14 protein-coding genes are annotated in these 16,295 nt (G+C 56.1%); 10 read left to right on the top strand and 4 right to left on the bottom strand.

Annotated elements, in window-relative coordinates:
- Nucleotides 1-15 precede the first annotated feature (15 nt).
- Both WD071_RS05010 and WD071_RS05005 read left to right on the top strand, forming a co-directional pair.
- On the top strand, nt 16-1,140 hold the full coding sequence (locus WD071_RS05010) for a P1 family peptidase (protein ID WP_368047251.1): 1,125 nt from the start codon (nt 16-18) through the stop codon (nt 1,138-1,140).
- A 302-nt stretch (nt 1,141-1,442) separates the two neighbouring features.
- Nucleotides 1,443-2,009 carry an outer membrane beta-barrel protein gene (locus tag WD071_RS05005; RefSeq protein ID WP_368047250.1) on the top strand — a complete coding sequence of 189 codons (567 nt, stop codon included), beginning with the start codon at nt 1,443-1,445 and terminating at the stop codon, nt 2,007-2,009.
- 164 nt (nt 2,010-2,173) lie between these two features.
- On the opposite strand, the gene WD071_RS05000 is transcribed toward WD071_RS05005, so the two are convergent.
- Nucleotides 2,174-3,355: an acetyl-CoA C-acyltransferase gene (locus tag WD071_RS05000; protein WP_368047249.1), complete on the bottom strand. Its 1,182-nt coding sequence runs from the start codon at nt 3,353-3,355 to the stop codon at nt 2,174-2,176.
- A 378-nt stretch (nt 3,356-3,733) separates the two neighbouring features.
- Between WD071_RS05000 and WD071_RS04995 the strand changes: the two genes are divergently transcribed.
- Complete coding sequence (locus WD071_RS04995; protein ID WP_368047248.1) at nt 3,734-5,476, top strand: hypothetical protein; 1,743 nt, start codon at nt 3,734-3,736, stop codon at nt 5,474-5,476.
- A 346-nt stretch (nt 5,477-5,822) separates the two neighbouring features.
- On the opposite strand, the gene WD071_RS04990 is transcribed toward WD071_RS04995, so the two are convergent.
- Nucleotides 5,823-7,391, bottom strand: coding sequence for an AbgT family transporter (locus WD071_RS04990; RefSeq protein ID WP_368047247.1), 1,569 nt, complete (start codon nt 7,389-7,391; stop codon nt 5,823-5,825).
- Nucleotides 7,392-7,675: 284 nt separating this feature from the next.
- Between WD071_RS04990 and WD071_RS04985 the strand changes: the two genes are divergently transcribed.
- Nucleotides 7,676-7,990, top strand: coding sequence for a helix-turn-helix domain-containing protein (locus WD071_RS04985; protein WP_368047246.1), 315 nt, complete (start codon nt 7,676-7,678; stop codon nt 7,988-7,990).
- 33 nt (nt 7,991-8,023) lie between these two features.
- Here WD071_RS04985 and WD071_RS04980 read toward each other — a convergent pair whose 3' ends face one another.
- Nucleotides 8,024-8,329 carry a hypothetical protein gene (locus WD071_RS04980; protein WP_368047245.1) on the bottom strand — a complete coding sequence of 102 codons (306 nt, stop codon included), beginning with the start codon at nt 8,327-8,329 and terminating at the stop codon, nt 8,024-8,026.
- A 313-nt stretch (nt 8,330-8,642) separates the two neighbouring features.
- On the opposite strand from WD071_RS04980, the gene yfbR reads away from it, so the two are divergent.
- Genes yfbR through WD071_RS04965 form a run of 3 tightly spaced genes read left to right on the top strand, consistent with a single transcriptional unit; the run spans nt 8,643 to nt 13,118 of the window.
- Complete coding sequence (gene yfbR, locus WD071_RS04975; protein ID WP_368047243.1) at nt 8,643-9,284, top strand: 5'-deoxynucleotidase; 642 nt, start codon at nt 8,643-8,645, stop codon at nt 9,282-9,284.
- The gene (locus WD071_RS04970; RefSeq protein WP_368047242.1) at nt 9,268-10,551 is read left to right on the top strand and encodes an MFS transporter; all 1,284 of its coding nucleotides are present in this window, start codon (nt 9,268-9,270) and stop codon (nt 10,549-10,551) included. Before yfbR ends, WD071_RS04970 begins: the two co-directional genes overlap by 17 nt.
- Entirely contained in the window at nt 10,548-13,118 is a 2,571-nt protein-coding gene (locus WD071_RS04965) for a phosphoenolpyruvate carboxylase (RefSeq protein ID WP_368047240.1), read from the top strand. The genes WD071_RS04970 and WD071_RS04965 overlap by 4 nt, the downstream gene beginning before the upstream one ends.
- An 18-nt stretch (nt 13,119-13,136) precedes the next feature.
- Here WD071_RS04965 and WD071_RS04960 read toward each other — a convergent pair whose 3' ends face one another.
- Nucleotides 13,137-13,799: a Fe2+-dependent dioxygenase gene (locus tag WD071_RS04960; protein ID WP_368047239.1), complete on the bottom strand. Its 663-nt coding sequence runs from the start codon at nt 13,797-13,799 to the stop codon at nt 13,137-13,139.
- Nucleotides 13,800-13,938: 139 nt separating this feature from the next.
- Between WD071_RS04960 and WD071_RS04955 the strand changes: the two genes are divergently transcribed.
- From WD071_RS04955 to WD071_RS04945, 3 genes are all read left to right on the top strand, one after another.
- Nucleotides 13,939-14,736: a hypothetical protein gene (locus WD071_RS04955; RefSeq protein WP_368047238.1), complete on the top strand. Its 798-nt coding sequence runs from the start codon at nt 13,939-13,941 to the stop codon at nt 14,734-14,736.
- Nucleotides 14,737-14,919: 183 nt separating this feature from the next.
- The gene (locus tag WD071_RS04950; RefSeq protein WP_368047237.1) at nt 14,920-15,579 is read left to right on the top strand and encodes a peroxiredoxin; all 660 of its coding nucleotides are present in this window, start codon (nt 14,920-14,922) and stop codon (nt 15,577-15,579) included.
- A 46-nt stretch (nt 15,580-15,625) separates the two neighbouring features.
- Nucleotides 15,626-16,273, top strand: a complete 648-nt coding sequence (locus tag WD071_RS04945; RefSeq protein WP_368047236.1) for a hypothetical protein — start codon at nt 15,626-15,628, stop codon at nt 16,271-16,273.
- The last annotated feature ends 22 nt before the right edge of the window (nt 16,274-16,295 follow it).

The raw sequence follows: 16,295 nt of genomic DNA, 5'->3' as shown, positions 1-16,295 counted from the left end.
ACAGAGAGTATTATTATGAAATCCATAACATTCGCCACTGTGCTGATAATTTGCAGCGCTGTCACATGGGCAAATGATGACGATCCGCGTGCGCGTGACGTTGGCATCGCGCCTGGCATCTACAGCCCTGGCGCCTATAACGCGATCACCGATGTGGCGGGCGTGCTTGTAGGGCATGTTTCCATTGTTGACGATGACGCCGTGCGAACCGGGGTTACTGCTATTTTGCCGCACGCTGGCAACATTTATCAGGACAAGGTTCCGGCCGGATTTTCGCAAGGAAACGGTTTTGGCAAGATGATGGGCACGACCCAGGTTATTGAGCTGGGAGAGCTGGAGACGCCGGTTTTGTTGACCAATACGTTGTCCGTGCCAGAGGTTGCTGCAGGTGTGATTGAGTGGACGCTGGTGCAGGCTGGCAATGAGGATGTGCGCTCGGTCAATGCTGTGGTGGGTGAGACCAACGATGGTCGAATCAATAATATCCGCTTGCGGGCGGTGCAGCCCCATCATGCGCTTGATGCTATTAGGGGAGCACGCTCCGGTGCGGTTGCCGAAGGCAGCATTGGCGCTGGCATGGGGACAGTGAGTTTTGGCTGGAAAGGTGGCATCGGCAGCAGTTCTCGCGTGCTGCCGCAACGTGATGGTGGTTTTACTGTTGGTGTACTGGTGCAAACCAACTACGGAGGCGAACTTATGATCATGGGCACTCCTGTGAGTCCACAAGATCTGCAGGCGGTATCCGGTCCCGCGGCAACCGCGACCAGTCCGGATGGATCGGTGATGGTTATTATCGCAACCGATGCACCCCTGTCGGATCGGAATCTGGAGCGTCTGGCGGCGCGATCCTTTCTGGGGATCGCTCGCACAGGTTCGGCGATGTCCAATGGCTCCGGCGACTATGCGCTGGCCTTCTCAACGGCGGAAAGCGTCAGGCGTACCGCGCAGCGACGTGAGCAGTTACATACCTTGCAGGACCTGCCTAATGAACATATGACACCGCTGTTCCAGGCAGTCGTCGAAGCTACCGAAGAGGCCGTTTACAATGCTCTGTTCAAAGCCAGCGATGTCGAAGGCATCAATAACGGTCAGTACCCTGCAATCCCCGTAGCCGATGTCATACGCTTCCTCGAACCTTGAATGGGAGCATTTATGGGGACGGAGGGAATACTTTTTATTCCCTCCGTCCCCATAAACGGCCCCATTCAAGATGATGTGTTGGGTCATGCCAACACACGATCCCCAGCTATATCAGTGACATAGCGTCACGGCACTAAATCTGTTGTTGTTGCCAAACACATATGTGTTTCTCTTTGCCATGCTATTTATCCAAGCTTTTGAAAATAAACAATATATTATTGTGGCATGGTGGTTGCAAAGGTCCTCGAGTGTAAGCCCCGGCGCTTACTACTATCGGGAATCAAGAACAGCAGGAGCTGATTATGAGAAAAACCACACTACAGACTATATGCGTTATCGCTGGCCTGTCAGCGGGCGTGTATTCCACATCCATGCTGGCGAACGAAACCGGGCTTTACGTCGGCGGCGCCTACGGACTGGTCAGTGTCGATGACAGCGAATTCGACGATGACAACACAGCTCCCCAGCTTTTTGCCGGCTGGCAGATCAATCCCTATATCGGCATCGAAGGTGGATACACGGACTTCGGCCGCTCAGGTGGTGATCTGGCGAGCTCCGACATTGATGGGTACAGCGTGGCGGCGACCGGACGTTTGCCGCTCACCGATAGTTTCTCCCTGTTTGCCAAGGCCGGTCGATTCTGGTGGGGAAGTGATGTGAGGGTAGGTTCTTTCAGTGATTCCTTCAGCGGAAATGAGCTTACCTACGGCGCCGGTATGCAATTCGGCATTACCGAAAGTCTGGATCTGCGAGTGGCCTACGATCGCCTGGATGTGGATCTGGAGCGCGATGAAATTGGTCCCATCGCCAGCGGTGATTTCGACTCCAGGGTGGACGTGTTATCAGCAGGTTTGAAATTTACGTTCTGATCAGCCCTGAACGGGTTCAGGTGACAGAGTTAACACGGATGTGCGAAGGGAAGTAGCAGGCAGTGTGACACGGATGTTCACATGGATGTGCTTTATTGAAGTGAGAAAGGGGACGGAGGGAATACTTTTTTAAAGTATTCCCTCCGTCCCCTTTTCTTTTTAAATCAGTAAACTTCGAACAGGCCGGCTGCACCCATGCCGCCGCCAATGCACATGGTACATACCACGTATTTGGCGCCACGGCGTTTGCCTTCTATCAGGGCGTGACCGACCATGCGCGCACCGCTCATGCCGTACGGGTGGCCAATAGAGATGGCGCCGCCGTTTACGTTCAACAGCTCATCCGGGATGCCCAGTTTGTCGCGACAGTACAGAACCTGCACAGCGAATGCTTCATTGAGCTCCCACAGGCCAATGTCGTCCATCTTCAGGCCAAAGCGCTGCAGCAGTTTGGGAATGGCAAATACCGGGCCAATGCCCATCTCGTCCGGATCGCAACCGGCAACCGCCATGCCGCGGTAAGCACCCAGCGGTGACAGGCCTTTCTGCTCAGCCAGTTTGCTGTCCATCAATACGCTGGCAGACGCACCGTCCGACAACTGACTGGCATTGCCTGCGGTGATGCAGCCGCCCTCGATGACCGGCTTCAGGCCGGACAGACCTTCGATATTGGTTTCCGGCCGGTTGCCTTCATCCTTGCCCAGGGTGACGTTCTTGAAACTTACCTTGCCGGTTTCTTTATCCATGACGCCCATGGTGGATTCCATCGGTGCCAATTCCTGGTCAAACTTGCCGGCGGCCTGAGCCGCGGCCGTGCGCTGCTGGCTCTGCAGGCTGTACGCGTCCTGTGCCTCGCGGCTGATGCCGTAACGCTTGGCAACCACTTCAGCAGTTTGCAGCATTGGCATGTAAGCGTGCTGCGACAGGGCGATCACATTGTCGTCAACGGTCCGGTATTTATTGCGGTGATCATTCTGCACCAGACTGATGGATTCCAGGCCTGCACCAATAACGATTGGCATATTGTCACAGACTATCTGTTTGGCCGCGGTGGCAATGGCCATCATGCCGGACGCACACTGGCGATCCATGCTCATGCCGGACACGGTGTTGGGCAGGCCGGCCGCGACCGACGCCAGACGACCAATGTTGTAGCCCGTGGTGCCCTGCTGCACAGCACAGCCCATTACCACGTCGTCAATCTCGTCCAGGCCTACACCGGCGCGGCTGACGGCTTCTTTAATTGCGTGACCACCCAGGGTGGGGCCGTCGGTGTTGTTGAATGCCCCACGGTAGGCTTTGCCAATAGGCGTGCGGGCTGTTGCGACGATGACAGCTTCTTTCATGATAGGTCCTTTGTCTGGTCTATAAAATTCTTGTTAACACATTGAAAACGATAATATAAATAACTAACTAAGAGGCGTTTTCATGGGTGACTGAGCGTTTGTTCGGGAGCAAGTGTAACGGAAATATGCTGATTTCAGAACCCCTCAGTGAATCCATTCAGCCCCTTTTGTGCAACTGGCTTGCGGCCCCCCCATGATCGCCGCCTGCCCCCTCTGTCGCAAGCGCCCTGCATCTGGACGTGCCGCTATTGTGTGCCTCTGAGCGTCGTGCTAGCGTCGAAGCATAAACAAGGATGAACGGTCTGGTTGTCTTTCCTGCGGGCCGAATTGAACAAAATTGAATAATACGAATAATAGTGCCCTATCCCGGAGGAATTCATGAAAAAGCGTCTGTTGAATGTGTCGCTGTCGGCCCTGGCCGTGCTTGGTATGACCCTTGGCTCAAATCTGCTCGCCAACGAACGTGTTGGTGATTTTGCGTTATTGGATCATCAGGGCTTGTTCCACCATATCGCCTGGTACGACAACCGCAAGGCAGTGGTGCTGCTGGTACACACCAACAGCAGTGGCGCCGCGGAAGACGCTCTGCCAGCGTTTCAGGCCCTTAAAAATGTCCACGGCGACGACTTCCAGTTCTTTTTGCTCAATCCCCTGGGTGAATCCCGCAACTCGGTTGCTGCCGCAGCAGCTGCGCAGGGTCACGATATCCCGGTGCTTATTGACGACGCCCAGCTGATTGCTGAAGCCATGGAGGTTCGCGCGGCCGGTGAAGTGCTGGTGCTCGACCCGCGCACCTTTAGCCTGGTTTATCGCGGCCCGGTGAGCGGTCTTGAGCAGGCGCTGGCCGATATTGATGCTGGCAGCCCGGTTTCTTCTCCCGAGCTGGCCGTTGCCGGAGAGACCATCAGCTATCCGGCTCGCGATAACAACATGGCCAGAACAATATCCTACAGCAACGAGGTTGCGCCGATTCTCGCGGAAAACTGTGCGTCCTGTCACCGCGAAGGCGGAATCGCGCCGTTTGCCCTGAACAGCCACAACATGGCGCAAGGCTGGTCCCCGATGATACGCGAAGTGCTGATGACCAAGCGTATGCCGCCGGGACAGATCGACCCGCATGTTGGTGATTTCGAGAACAGCTACACTGTTTCTGTGGAAGATCAGCAGACCATCCTGCACTGGATTGCCCAGGGGTCGCAATTCGACGGTCCGCAGGATCCGCTGGCGGACCTGAGCTGGCCGGCGTCCGAGTGGGCCTTCGGGGAACCTGACCTGATTGTTAAAGTGCCGCCGCAGTCCATTCCCGCCACTGGCGTGTTGGATTATCGTAATGTTGTGGTGCCATTTGAAGGCCTGACCGAGGATCGATGGGTGCGCGCGAGTCAGTATATTGCCGGCGATCACACGGTACTGCACCACACACTGAACAGCATTTTGCCGCCAGGATCCGATGGCCGACGCAATTTCCTGGGTGGCAGCAACCCTGATGAACCCTCCATCACCGCTTATATTCCGGGCGCCGAGCCCTACCATGAGCCGGAAAACACCGGTGGGCTGCTGCGTGCCGGGTCTCAGTTGGCGCTGCAATTGCACTACACCACCACCGGGCGTGAAACGGTTGATGCCAGTGAAATCGGCATCTGGTTCTATCCGGAGGGGTATGTGCCGGGTAAGCGCATGTCCGGACAATGCGCCTGCATCTTTACGCCGACCTGGACCAATATCCCGCCCAATGATCCGGATTTCGAAATGGCACAGACCATCACTGTGCCACGCGATGCTTACCTGCATTCCTTCCTGCCGCACATGCACTTCCGCGGCAAGCGTATGCGCTTCGAAGCGCAGTATCCCGATGGCAGCAGTGAGGAATTGATCAACATTGCCAACTACAACTACAACTGGCAGTTGCGATACCAGCTGAGCGAGCCCAAGCTGGTGCCTGCCGGTACCAAGATTGTGGCAACAGGGGCGTTCGACAACTCCAGCCAGAACAAGGCCAATCCGGACCCTGATCGCTCAGTGCCGTGGGGGCTGCAAAGCTGGGATGAAATGTTCTTCGGCGCGGTCAGCTGGCAGTACGTAGACCCCGAACCCGCCACCGAGCAGGTTGCCGTGCAGTAAAACACTTGTAGTAACGAAAAAGGGGCGAAGGAAATTAATCCATCGTCCCTTTTTTTACGTTTGTGGTACGTTCGTCCCAGGCTTCGTGTCGGAACGCCTGTCGTGACTGGGTGTCACCTTCAGGGGACGCCGTGGATCCGTCCGTGGAGGCTCTTATGCGGCTTCCCTGCCGCATAAGCCCCTTCAGGTGACACCCAGCCCCGACAGGCTTGTGCCGACGTCCTACTGGAGTGGATCCAGGCCGTGGATGTGGAGGGGGTTGTGAGCGAGGGTGTACCCGAGGAACCTCCCCCTCTGCAGCCACGAGCCGCCAGGCGCTGACCTCTCAGTTAACTGGAAATCATAATTACAGCAACTCATAACTGGACACCGCCCCCGGCCCCAGCGGCAGCCCCAACCAGATCCACAGCATGGTCAGAATCAGACCCGTGATCATCATCCAGATACTGTACGGAATCATGGTCGCCGCCAGACTGCCCAGCCCGAAGTCTTTCTGCCAGCGGTGGCAGAAGGCCAGGATCAGCGGGAAGTAAGGCATCAGCGGGGTGATGATATTAGTGGCGCCGTCACCCACACGGTAGGCGGCTGTTGCCATTTCCGGGCTGATGCCCAGCAGCATCAGCATCGGCACCAGTACCGGTGCCAACAGTGCCCACTTGGCACTGGCCGAACCGATAAACAGATTGATCAGACCGGTAAGCAGGATGATCAGGGCCATCAATACCGGCATGGGCAGAGACGTGGCCTGAATGACAGCGGCGCCATTGATCGCAAAAATCAAACCCAGATTGGACCAGTTGAACATGGCAACAAAATGCGCAGCAGCAAATGCCAGCACCAGGTAATACGACAAATCAGCCATTGCCTCCGACATCATGCGTACTACATCGCGGTGCGTGCTGACGCTACCCGTGGCACTGCCATAAGCCCAGCCGCAGGCCAGGAACAGAATGAAAAATGCAGCGACCAGTGATTGGTAGAATGGCTGCATGCTGGCCGCGCCACCATCTTCATTAATCAGCGGTGTGCCCGGAGCAAAACACATGAACACCCACATCAGGATCACGACCAGCGCTGCCAGCCCGGCACGGCGCATACCTTTGCGCTCGTCATCACTGAGTTCATCGGATTCGCGCTGAGTGATGGCGGCCGAACCCTTATTCTCGGCCGACAAAGGTGCCAGGCGCGGTTCGATCATCTTGTCAGTGACATACCAGATAACCGGCAGGTAGATGAATGTCATGGCGGCAATGAAATACCAGTTGCCAGCGATGTTCATCACCCAGCTGGTGTCCAGCGTTACGACCGCGGCCTCGGTAATACCAAACAACAGTGCATCGAGCTGGCCCGGAATAAGGTTGGCCGAGAAGCCGCCGGAAACACCGGCAAAACCGGCTGCAATGCCGGCGATCGGATGCCGTCCGGCCGCCGCAAACACCACGCCAGCCAGAGGTATCAGCACCACATAGGCCGCATCGGCTGCCAGGTTTCCCAGCATGGCAAGCAGTGCCACCACCGGCGTCAACAGGGCTGCCGGTGCAGCTTTGACCGCACTGCTCATGACGGCAGCAAACAGACCGCTGCGCTCGGCTACGCCCGCGCCCAGCATTACCACCAGCACATAACCCAGCGGATGAAAGTGAGTAAACGTTGTTGGCATTTCAACCAGCAGACGCTGAATATTGTCGGCCGATAACAGGCTGGCCGCCTCAATGATCAGCGGGCTGCCGTCGGCCTGTAACTGGGTCGGATGAACGGCATTCAAACCGGCCAACGCCGCGATCACGCTGATGGCGACAACAACAAGTATCAGCCACAGGAAAATGAACACCGGATCGGGCAGGCGGTTGCCGTTGTATTCAATCCAGCCAAGAATGCCGGGTTGACGGGGAGTGACAGGAGGGGTCTGAGCCATGTTGAAGTCCTTTGCCGGGAACTTATTATTGGGAGGCCGCGTTCAGCAGATGAGCCAGGTAACGGTCTGTTAACGTGGCAAGCATAATTCAGCTGGCGCGGTGGCGCAAACAGGGTGTCAGCAGGACAGGGCGTGACGGGGGAATTAACAAGAATCGGGGGCGGCAGTATCGCTGGATACGGCGCGCCCCCGAGGGTGCTGCTTGCTTCCTGCTGGTGTTGATTCTAGCTGGTGTAGAGTCAGCTGAACCGCATGTGGTTCATTAATGAAAGTATAAACCATGTATGGTTCACTTGCGCGCAAGATTGGCAGCTTTCATCAGGAATGCACGGGGCAGCGTCCCGCAGCGGGTATTTGCCCGTAAAATGGGTGTCGCACAGTCCACTATCATGCGTATTGAGAACGAAGACCAGAACGTTACCCTGGATACCCTGGAACAGTTGTGCAAAGTTTTTCAGGTGGATGTGGGGGATCTGTTCCCGCCCAAGAGCGTGGCACGGGTTTATCCGCCCTCGGCCCGGGTATCCGACGGTCGGTCCCCGGCCATGGTGCATGATTCAGCGGCCCGCAAGGGTAAACCGGCCAAACCGGGGAAATGATAGCCGGGGAAATAAGAGTCCGGGAAAACCAGCTCAGATAAAGCTCAGCGTGGCCAGGGCATTGGTCAGGTTAAGCAGCAAAAACAACATCGCGATTCTGCCCAGCGCTTTGCCCGGATCCTCCCCCTGATAGGCCAGCCTGATCCCGGTCAACAGCACAAATGTCCATGCCAGTGTAAGTCCCAGCAGCGTGACATAAAGCGTCCAGGCCTCATTGGCGACCGCGATGCTTCCGGCAATAAAAAATACCACTGCGCCTGTCAGGTAAAGCACCCAATAGGTCAGGGCCAGTCCATATTTACCGCTGAGCAACCTTGACAACGGACCCATTGTTTTCATTTCCCGCACTGTGTTCATTCCCGGCTTAGTGCTCATGCACGGCTACGCTCGCTAGTGGCGCAATGATGATTGACATGAAGGCTACTGCAACATCTTATCAGCGCCGGGCCTGCTATCCAAACCTTGCGCCGAGATTGCACAGAACTTGTACAGGGGATTCAGGGGATTCAGGGGATTCAGGGGATTGTGCAGAAGATTGCGCAGAGAATGCATATTGATACAGATCCTGCGCGCATCGGTGGTATCTCGCGGTTATAATGTCATCGCAAGTCTCTCTCTAAAGCCATTCTCAGCGTTACTGTCGAGATCCATTATGTCTGTATCCAGCAAGTCGCCCGCAACCAGCACCGCAATGGGCAAACCCGCCACCGTGCGAAGCCACTTCTATGCCTATATCAGCAAGCTGCGCTGGTTGCAGCGCTGGGGCATGAAGCGCAATGTGATCAGCGAAAACGTCATGGAGCACAGTTGGGAAGTGGCAACCATTGCCCATGTCCTGGCATTAGCCAGGAACCGTTATTTTGGTGGTACCGTTGATGTCAATGCTGTGGTTGTGGCTGCGTTGTACCATGATTGCAGCGAAGTTATTACCGGTGATATGCCGTCACCGATCAAATACCACTCGCCTGAAATCACCAAGGCCTACAAGGCCATCGAGCATCAGGCCGATCATGAACTGCTGAATCTGTTGCCGGATGATCTGAAAGCCGATTTTCGGCCGGTTCTGGTGGAGGCGGAAATTTCCCCTGAATTTCACACCCTGATCAAGTCCGCTGATACCATTTGTGCTTATCTGAAGTGCAAGGCAGAAGTGCAGGCCGGTAATCCGGAATTCCGCAAGGCCGAAGAAGATGTGCGCAAGCGTCTGGAGCGCGATGACTGCCCCGAGGTCAAATATTTTCTGGAAACATTTGCACCCAGCTATGGTCTGACGCTGGATGAATTATTGCGATGAGCGCGATATCGCACTGGAGAGCAAGTTGACGGGATATCTGGGATTTATCCGGCAGCACTGGGCCTTGCTTGGTTTTGGTTTTACCGCTGTGTTCTGGGGCAATTTTGGTCAGTCATTTTTTATTGCCTGGTTCGGCGCCGATATCCAGCGTTCACTGGGTCTGAGTGCGGGCGAGTACGGCAGTGCTTACTCCCTGGCAACCCTGATCTCGGCGATAGTCGTGGTTTGGGCCGGGGGGATGATTGATCGCGTGTCGTTGCGCAGTTACGCCGTGTCTGTGGCGCTGGGGCTGGCAGTGGGCCTGGCGGTGTTGTCGCAGGCCACGGGAATTGTCACGCTGCTGATTGGATTTTTTCTGTTGCGCCTGTTTGGTCAGGCGTTACTGCCTCACGGCGGCATGACCTCCATGTCCCGCTACTTCAGCGAGAAGCGTGGCAAAGCTCTCAGCATTGCCATGTCGGGTGTGCCGGTGGGTGAGATCGTGCTGCCATTGACCGCTGTTGCCATGATTGCGGCCATCGGCTGGCAAGCCAGTTTCGCTTTCATCGCTGTTGCTGCTGTGCTGGTGCTGATCCCTTTTATGCTCTGGCTGCTGAGTCGCAGCCATATTCCATTGCTGCCTGCAGCGCCGGTCAGCCCGTCCGGCGGGGCATCAACATCCGCCAATACGGCCGCCGGCCGCCGTGTGGTGCTGAGTGACTACCGTTTCTGGCTGGCGCTGCCGGGACTGATGGCCAACCCGTTCCTGATCACTGGTGTCTTTATCCACCAGAATTTCCTGATCGTGGAAAAAGGCTGGAGCGTGAGCTGGCTGGCAATCTGTTTCGTTGTCTATGGCGCGGTGCACTGGCTCAGCTCATTGGCCTCCGGTATGCTGGTGGACCGTTTCAAAGGTCCTCGACTGGTTGGCATTTTTCTGTTGCCCATGTTAATCAGCATGCTGGTGGCAGCGCTGGTGACAGGTGATGCGGGGGCGTTAGTGATGCTGGCCCTGCTGGGCATGTCATCGGGCAGCAGCCCACCCATTACCGGGTCGCTCTGGCCTGAGATCTACGGGACGCGTAAACTGGGCGCCATACGCTCCATGACGATGGCTATCATGGTGCTGGCAACAGCGATATCGCCGGTATTATTTGGTTATTTTATAGACAACGGTGTAGATGCCTTCGCTTTGTTTGGTAGCTGTGCCGTGTATGTATTTATCGCGTCGCTGATGATGTTGGCGTCGTATCCCCGAAACCCGACACCCGTCACAGGTGCTGAATGACTGATCAGACTGCAAAACTTTTTGAAGAATTGGTGGAGTTGAATTATCAGCTCTATAACAGCTTGTTTCTGACGCTGCCGCTGGATGCGGTGGAACAGACCGGCACCTTGCTGCCATTGCTGGTTGAATCCTGTGAGAGCGGACTTGAACAGGGTCACGATCCGGTCAGGATAATTGGTGATTTCTTTGAGCAGCACCGCGCTCATTTTACCCAGGATGAGCAGTTGCAGTTTCTGTTCAAAATCATCCAGTATGTAGAGCGCCAGGTCGTTCTGATTGATGCGCTGGAAGACGCCGCCTATAGCCGGATACACCAGATTGAAAACAAGAGCTCGCTGCTGCGCTTGACCGAGCGCGCTGAAGACGACGGCAGTGCAGAGAAACTCGGTCAGTTGTTGGCCAGTTTTGGCGTGCGCGTGGTGCTCACGGCGCATCCTACCCAATTCTATCCGGGGCAGGTACTGGCAATTATTTCCGACCTCAGTGATGCCATTGGCGGTGCCAGGATTGGCGAAGTGCGTGACTTGCTGCAGCAGCTGGGCAATACGCCTTTTTTCAAAAAGGAAAAGCCGACGCCTTATGATGAGGCGGTGTTACTCACCTGGTATCTGGGCAATATTTTCTATCCGGCCATTGGAGATATTGTGGATCCGCTGGCGGCGCGCTATCCCAAATCCATTAACAGCAACAGCGAGTTGATCAGTATCGGTTTCTGGCCGGGCGGTGACCGCGATGGCAACCCGTTTGTCACCACCGATACAACACTGCGGGTCGCTGCGCGATTACGCCACGCAGTTCTGCAGTGCTATCACCAGGATTTACGAACACTAAAACGTCGCCTGAGCTTTCACGGTGTTTACGAATTGCTGGACCGTCTCGAAAAGCGTATTCGTGACGAACTGGTGGACAAATCCGGCCGTGACGACATCAGTCTGACTGACATGTTCTCCGCCCTGGATGAAGCGGAAAAACTTGTCATTGATCGTTATCAATCCATGTATCTGGAGCCTTTGCGCTCGTTTCGACGCAAACTGACCTTGTTTGGTTTTCATTTTGCCAGTATCGATATTCGTCAGGACAGCCGGGTGATTGCCGGTGCGCTGAACGCAATTGCCGACAAGGTCAAAGGTGTGTTGCCCGACGACTTCGAGTCAATGACCGAACAGGATCAGGTCAATGTGTTGTTCCGGTGTCAGGGCGAGGTGGACGTCAGCCAGTTCGAAGACCCGGTGGTGCGCGATACCATTGAATCATTCGACGTCATTCGCCGCATTCAGGCCAGCAACGGTGAGCGCGGCGCTCATCGCTACATCATCAGCAATTGCCGGGGCCCGGTGGATGTTGCACGCGTCATTGCGCTGTTCCGTCTGTGTGGTTGGGGCGACGATGCGATCAGCGTAGACATTGTGCCGTTGTTTGAAACCGTCAATGACCTGCGCCACGGTGGCGAATCGATGACCAGCCTGTATCTGAATGAGCACTACCAGGCGCATTTGCGCCAGCGACGAAAACGCCAGACGGTCATGCTGGGTTTCTCTGACGGCACCAAGGACGGTGGCTACCTGATGGCCAACTGGGCGATTTATTCCGCCAAGGAAACCATTACCACGGTGTCGCGCGAGGCGGGTATGGAAGTGATTTTCTTTGATGGCCGCGGTGGCCCGCCCGCACGTGGCGGCGGTGACGCGTATCTGTTTTATGCGGCACACGGCAAGAACATAGAAAGCAATCAGATACAGATGACCGTACAAGGGCAGACCATCAGCTCGCACTACGGCATCAAGGTTGCCGCCAGTCATAACCTGGGGCAACTGATGACGGCAGGGCTGGAAAATAATCTGATTGACCGCGCCGATCGCGAACTGGACGATTTGCAGCGCAACCTGATTCGTGATCTGGCCGAGCGCAGCTACGCCAAGTATGAGGCGTTCAAGCAACACGAGCTGTTCATGCCCTATCTGGAAGAAATGAGCGTGCTGAAGTATTACGCGATGGCCAATATTGGTAGTCGTCCTTCCAAACGGGGCGGCAGTGGTGCCCTGAAGTTTGAAGATCTGCGCGCGATTCCTTTTGTCGGGTCGTGGAGTCAGTTGAAACAGAATGTACCCGGGTTTTATGGCCTGGGCACTGCGTTGAAGGCGCAGGAGGATTTCGGCCGCCTGGATGCCTGCCTGGACCTGTACCAGCGCTCACGATTCTTCCGTGCCCTGATCGCTAACAGTATGCAGAGCATGAGCAAAACCAACTTTGAACTGACCCGTTACATGGAAAGTGATCCGCGTTTTGGCGAGTTCTGGCAGGACATTTATCAGGAGTATCTGTTGAGCAGGGAAATGGTGCTGAAAGTGGCCGGTCAGCAAGAGCTTTTGCAGGACAATGCGCGTAGCCGACTCAGTATCCGTTTGCGCGAGCGCGTGGTGCTGCCCCTGTTGACCATTCAGCAGTATGCGCTGATACGCATCCGCGAATGCCGTGAACAGGATGATCAAAAGCGGCTGGCGGTATACGAAAAAATGGTGGTGCGCACCCTGTTTGGCAATATCAACGCAGCGCGCAACTCGGCATAGATCCGATGCCGCACCCGGTTAGTCTTCGGCCCACATGCGCAGCAGATTGCTGCGCGTTTTCAACAGCAGCGCCAGCGCCTCTGCCTGATCAGGGGCGCTGCGTAGTTGGGTAATGCTGCGCTCCAGGTCGAACAGCATTTCGCGTTGTGCCGGATCCCGGATCAGGCTGCGCATCCAGCCTACGAGTACCAGCCGTCGGCCACGGGTGACCGGCATGACCCGGTGCAGGGTGTTGGAGGGGTACAACAGCGCAGAACCTGCCGCCTGTTTGAACGGGCGCTCCGCTGATGGCTCATCAATCACCAGTTCGCCACCGTCATAGGTTTCCGGCTCATTCAGAAATACGGTGAATGACACATCGGTACGCTGCCCGTCCATCAGTGCATCATCGACGTGAGTGCCGTAGTGCATGCCTTCATCATATCGACTCAGCAGCATTCTGATGATCGTTTTGGGTCGGGCAGCTGCCTGCACCAGTTCATGGCCCTGAATGGCGCTGCTGATCTGATCCATGAGCTTTTGCACCTGTGCCGTGGGTCGGGCCTGCAGGTTGTGTTTATGCTGCTTTGCGTACCAGCCTGCGGTGCTGCGACCGTCAACAAACAGAGTGTCGTCGCTGGCCAGTCGCCGGCAGATTTTGATCAGGTCAGGGGACAGCACCCCGGTTACAGGTAAAATCATGATGAATGCGATTGAGAATGATTATTGATTGGTGTAAGCTGCGATCAGTGTAGTGTGTCGGGTGCCGTAAGGCAATCATCCGGAAGGCATTGTTCGAAGCATAGCTTAAATTTTTCTTTTTAGTAGAGGATCTTCTGTCATGGAGTCAAAAAGCAAACTCTGGCTGAGTCTGGGCGTTGTCTGCGTCGCGGGTGCGGCCATGACATCCTGCGGTAATGAAGAAAGCCCGGGTATGGCGGGCATGGACCACAGCACCATGACTGCCAGCGAGGGCGGCGAAGGTGGTGAGGGCGCCAGCAGTGAAGATTCCATCGCCAGTGATGCGGTCTATCTGGGGCAGCTGGCGTTTATCCGCGGTCATCTCAATGTGGGCGTAAACCTGTATCGCGAAGGCGACGCAGAAGCGTCTGCCACGCACATGAAACATCCGGAAAGCGAAATTTACGCGGCGTTGCAGCCTGCGCTGGAAGCGCGCGATGCACCCGGTTTCGCCGATCAGCTGGCTGCGCTGGCCGTTGCCGTGGAAAACGGTGAACCGCTGGCCGAGGTTGAAGCGGCCTATGAAGCTCTGTTGCAGGGTATCACGGCAGCCGAGCAGGCGGTGCCCGATCAGGACGCCCGCCTGCTGGGTGATGTCATCGTGGACCTGGTAAGCACGGCGGCGGCGGAATATGACATTGCCGTGGGCGACGATCTGGGCCTGGAGAATGCCCACGAGTACCAGGATGCACTGGGTTTTATCCGCGTAGCCTATGATTTACTGGCACGAGTGGAAACCCTGAGCAGCGACACTGATACAGTTGCGGCGATTCGTCAGCAACTGGACCTGGTGCACCCGGCGTGGACCGGCCTGCAGCCACCACAGCGCCTGCATACGGAGCCGTCGGTCATTTACGGGGCTGCCAGTCGCGTGGAGCTGGCTGTTTCCCGGCTCTGATCCCCCTGCTTTGGTCCCTGACCAGTCAGCGAGTCTGCCGCAGTGCAGGCCGCTGGCTGAACATTGCTTCTCTCCCGTTATTTTCCGGAATTCGCATATTGCCTGCAGACAGTAGTATTCTGTGTGTCGAGATATTGAGTAACCGACGCGTTCTGACAGCAGGGCGCGAAAAAGGAGAGTTGTATGAGTATTCGAATTGGCATGATTGCGCCGGACTTCACGGCAAAAACCACTGAAGGCGAGATTAGATTTCACGACTGGATCGGTGATAACTGGGCCATCCTGTTTTCCCACCCCAAGGATTATACGCCCGTTTGCACCACCGAACTGGGTTACGCCGCCAAACTAAAGCCTGAGTTTGACAAGCGCAACACCAAAGTCATTGGCCTGTCCGTGGACCCGGTAGAGAACCATACCGGCTGGGCGAAAGACATCGAGGAAACCCAGGGCACGGCGCCCAATTTTCCCATGATTGGTGATACCGACCTTAACGTGGCCAAGTTGTATGACATGTTACCGGAAGCCGAGCCAGGCTCTGCCGAAGGGCGCACGGCCGCTGACAACGCCACCGTGCGCGCCGTGTTCATCATCGGGCCGGACAAAAAGATCAAGGCCTTCCTCGTCTACCCCATGACCAGTGGCCGCAATTTTGATGAAATCCTGCGCCTGCTCGATTCCATTCAGTTGACAGCCAAACACACCGTGGCAACGCCGGTAAACTGGCAAAATGGTCAGGACATCATCATCCCGCCATCTGTCAGCGACGAAGATGCGAAAAAGAAATTCCCTGACGGCTGGAAAGCACTGAAGCCGTATTTGAGAGTAGCCAAACAACCGAAGTGAGCGATGCCTGAACCCATTGAATAACAACAGACAGAGGACAAGCATCATGAAAAAAGCAATCTCAATCGCACTGGCGACACTGGCGCTGGGTATTTCCGCAGGCGCGTCTGCGCAAGACAACAGCCTGAGCTTTTTTATTACCAGTGCCGGCACCGGTAACGGCGCCAATCTGGGCGGCCTGGCCGGGGCTGACATGCACTGCGCGATCCTGGCACAGGCTGCAGGCGTCACCGGCAAAAGCTGGGCAGCGTATCTGAGTGCGCAGCCGCGCAACGGTATGCCTGCGGTCAATGCCCGTGACCGCATCGGCACAGGCCCGTGGTTTAACGCCAATGGGGTTCAGGTTGCCGCCAATGTGGATGACCTGCACAGTGACAACAACGCACTGAGTAAGGAAAATTCGCTGACCGAAACCGGCGCGGTGGTTAACGGGCGCGGCGACAGTCCCAACCAGCACGATATCCTGACCGGCTCTGATGCCAACGGCAATGCCTTCACAGACGGGGAGGACCACACCTGTAGCAACTGGACCAGTAACTCTGATGGCAGTGCCCAGGTGGGCCACCACGACCGTCAGGGTGGCGGTGCCGCCCCCACTTCCTGGAATAGCGCCCACGGCTCACGTGGTTGCAGTCTGCAGGATTTGCAGGGCAGTGGTGGTAACGGGTATTTTTACTGCTTTGCGACTGACTGATTTGTGTTGAGTACAAAAAGGG

It is taken from the genome of Pseudohongiella sp. (genome assembly GCF_040877505.1).
Classification (GTDB): domain Bacteria; phylum Pseudomonadota; class Gammaproteobacteria; order Pseudomonadales; family Pseudohongiellaceae; genus Pseudohongiella.
The sequence above is the reverse complement of the archived record's forward strand: the minus strand, read 5'-3'. Positions and strand labels throughout refer to the sequence as shown.

Bases quoted from the DNA above. Each gene is read 5' to 3' on its own strand.
- WD071_RS05000 (WP_368047249.1), bottom strand. From the start codon at position 3,355: ATGAAAGAAGCTGTCATCGTCGCAACAGCCCGCACGCCTATTGGCAAA.
- WD071_RS04965 (WP_368047240.1), top strand. From the start codon at position 10,548: ATGACTGATCAGACTGCAAAACTTTTTGAAGAATTGGTGGAGTTGAAT.
- WD071_RS04960 (WP_368047239.1), bottom strand. From the start codon at position 13,799: ATGATTTTACCTGTAACCGGGGTGCTGTCCCCTGACCTGATCAAAATC.
- WD071_RS04980 (WP_368047245.1), bottom strand. From the start codon at position 8,329: ATGAAAACAATGGGTCCGTTGTCAAGGTTGCTCAGCGGTAAATATGGA.
- WD071_RS04985 (WP_368047246.1), top strand. From the start codon at position 7,676: ATGGTTCACTTGCGCGCAAGATTGGCAGCTTTCATCAGGAATGCACGG.
- WD071_RS04945 (WP_368047236.1), top strand. From the start codon at position 15,626: ATGAAAAAAGCAATCTCAATCGCACTGGCGACACTGGCGCTGGGTATT.
- WD071_RS05010 (WP_368047251.1), top strand. From the start codon at position 16: ATGAAATCCATAACATTCGCCACTGTGCTGATAATTTGCAGCGCTGTC.
- WD071_RS04955 (WP_368047238.1), top strand. From the start codon at position 13,939: ATGGAGTCAAAAAGCAAACTCTGGCTGAGTCTGGGCGTTGTCTGCGTC.
- yfbR (WP_368047243.1), top strand. From the start codon at position 8,643: ATGTCTGTATCCAGCAAGTCGCCCGCAACCAGCACCGCAATGGGCAAA.
- WD071_RS04990 (WP_368047247.1), bottom strand. From the start codon at position 7,391: ATGGCTCAGACCCCTCCTGTCACTCCCCGTCAACCCGGCATTCTTGGC.
- WD071_RS04970 (WP_368047242.1), top strand. From the start codon at position 9,268: ATGAATTATTGCGATGAGCGCGATATCGCACTGGAGAGCAAGTTGACG.
- WD071_RS05005 (WP_368047250.1), top strand. From the start codon at position 1,443: ATGAGAAAAACCACACTACAGACTATATGCGTTATCGCTGGCCTGTCA.
- WD071_RS04950 (WP_368047237.1), top strand. From the start codon at position 14,920: ATGAGTATTCGAATTGGCATGATTGCGCCGGACTTCACGGCAAAAACC.
- WD071_RS04995 (WP_368047248.1), top strand. From the start codon at position 3,734: ATGAAAAAGCGTCTGTTGAATGTGTCGCTGTCGGCCCTGGCCGTGCTT.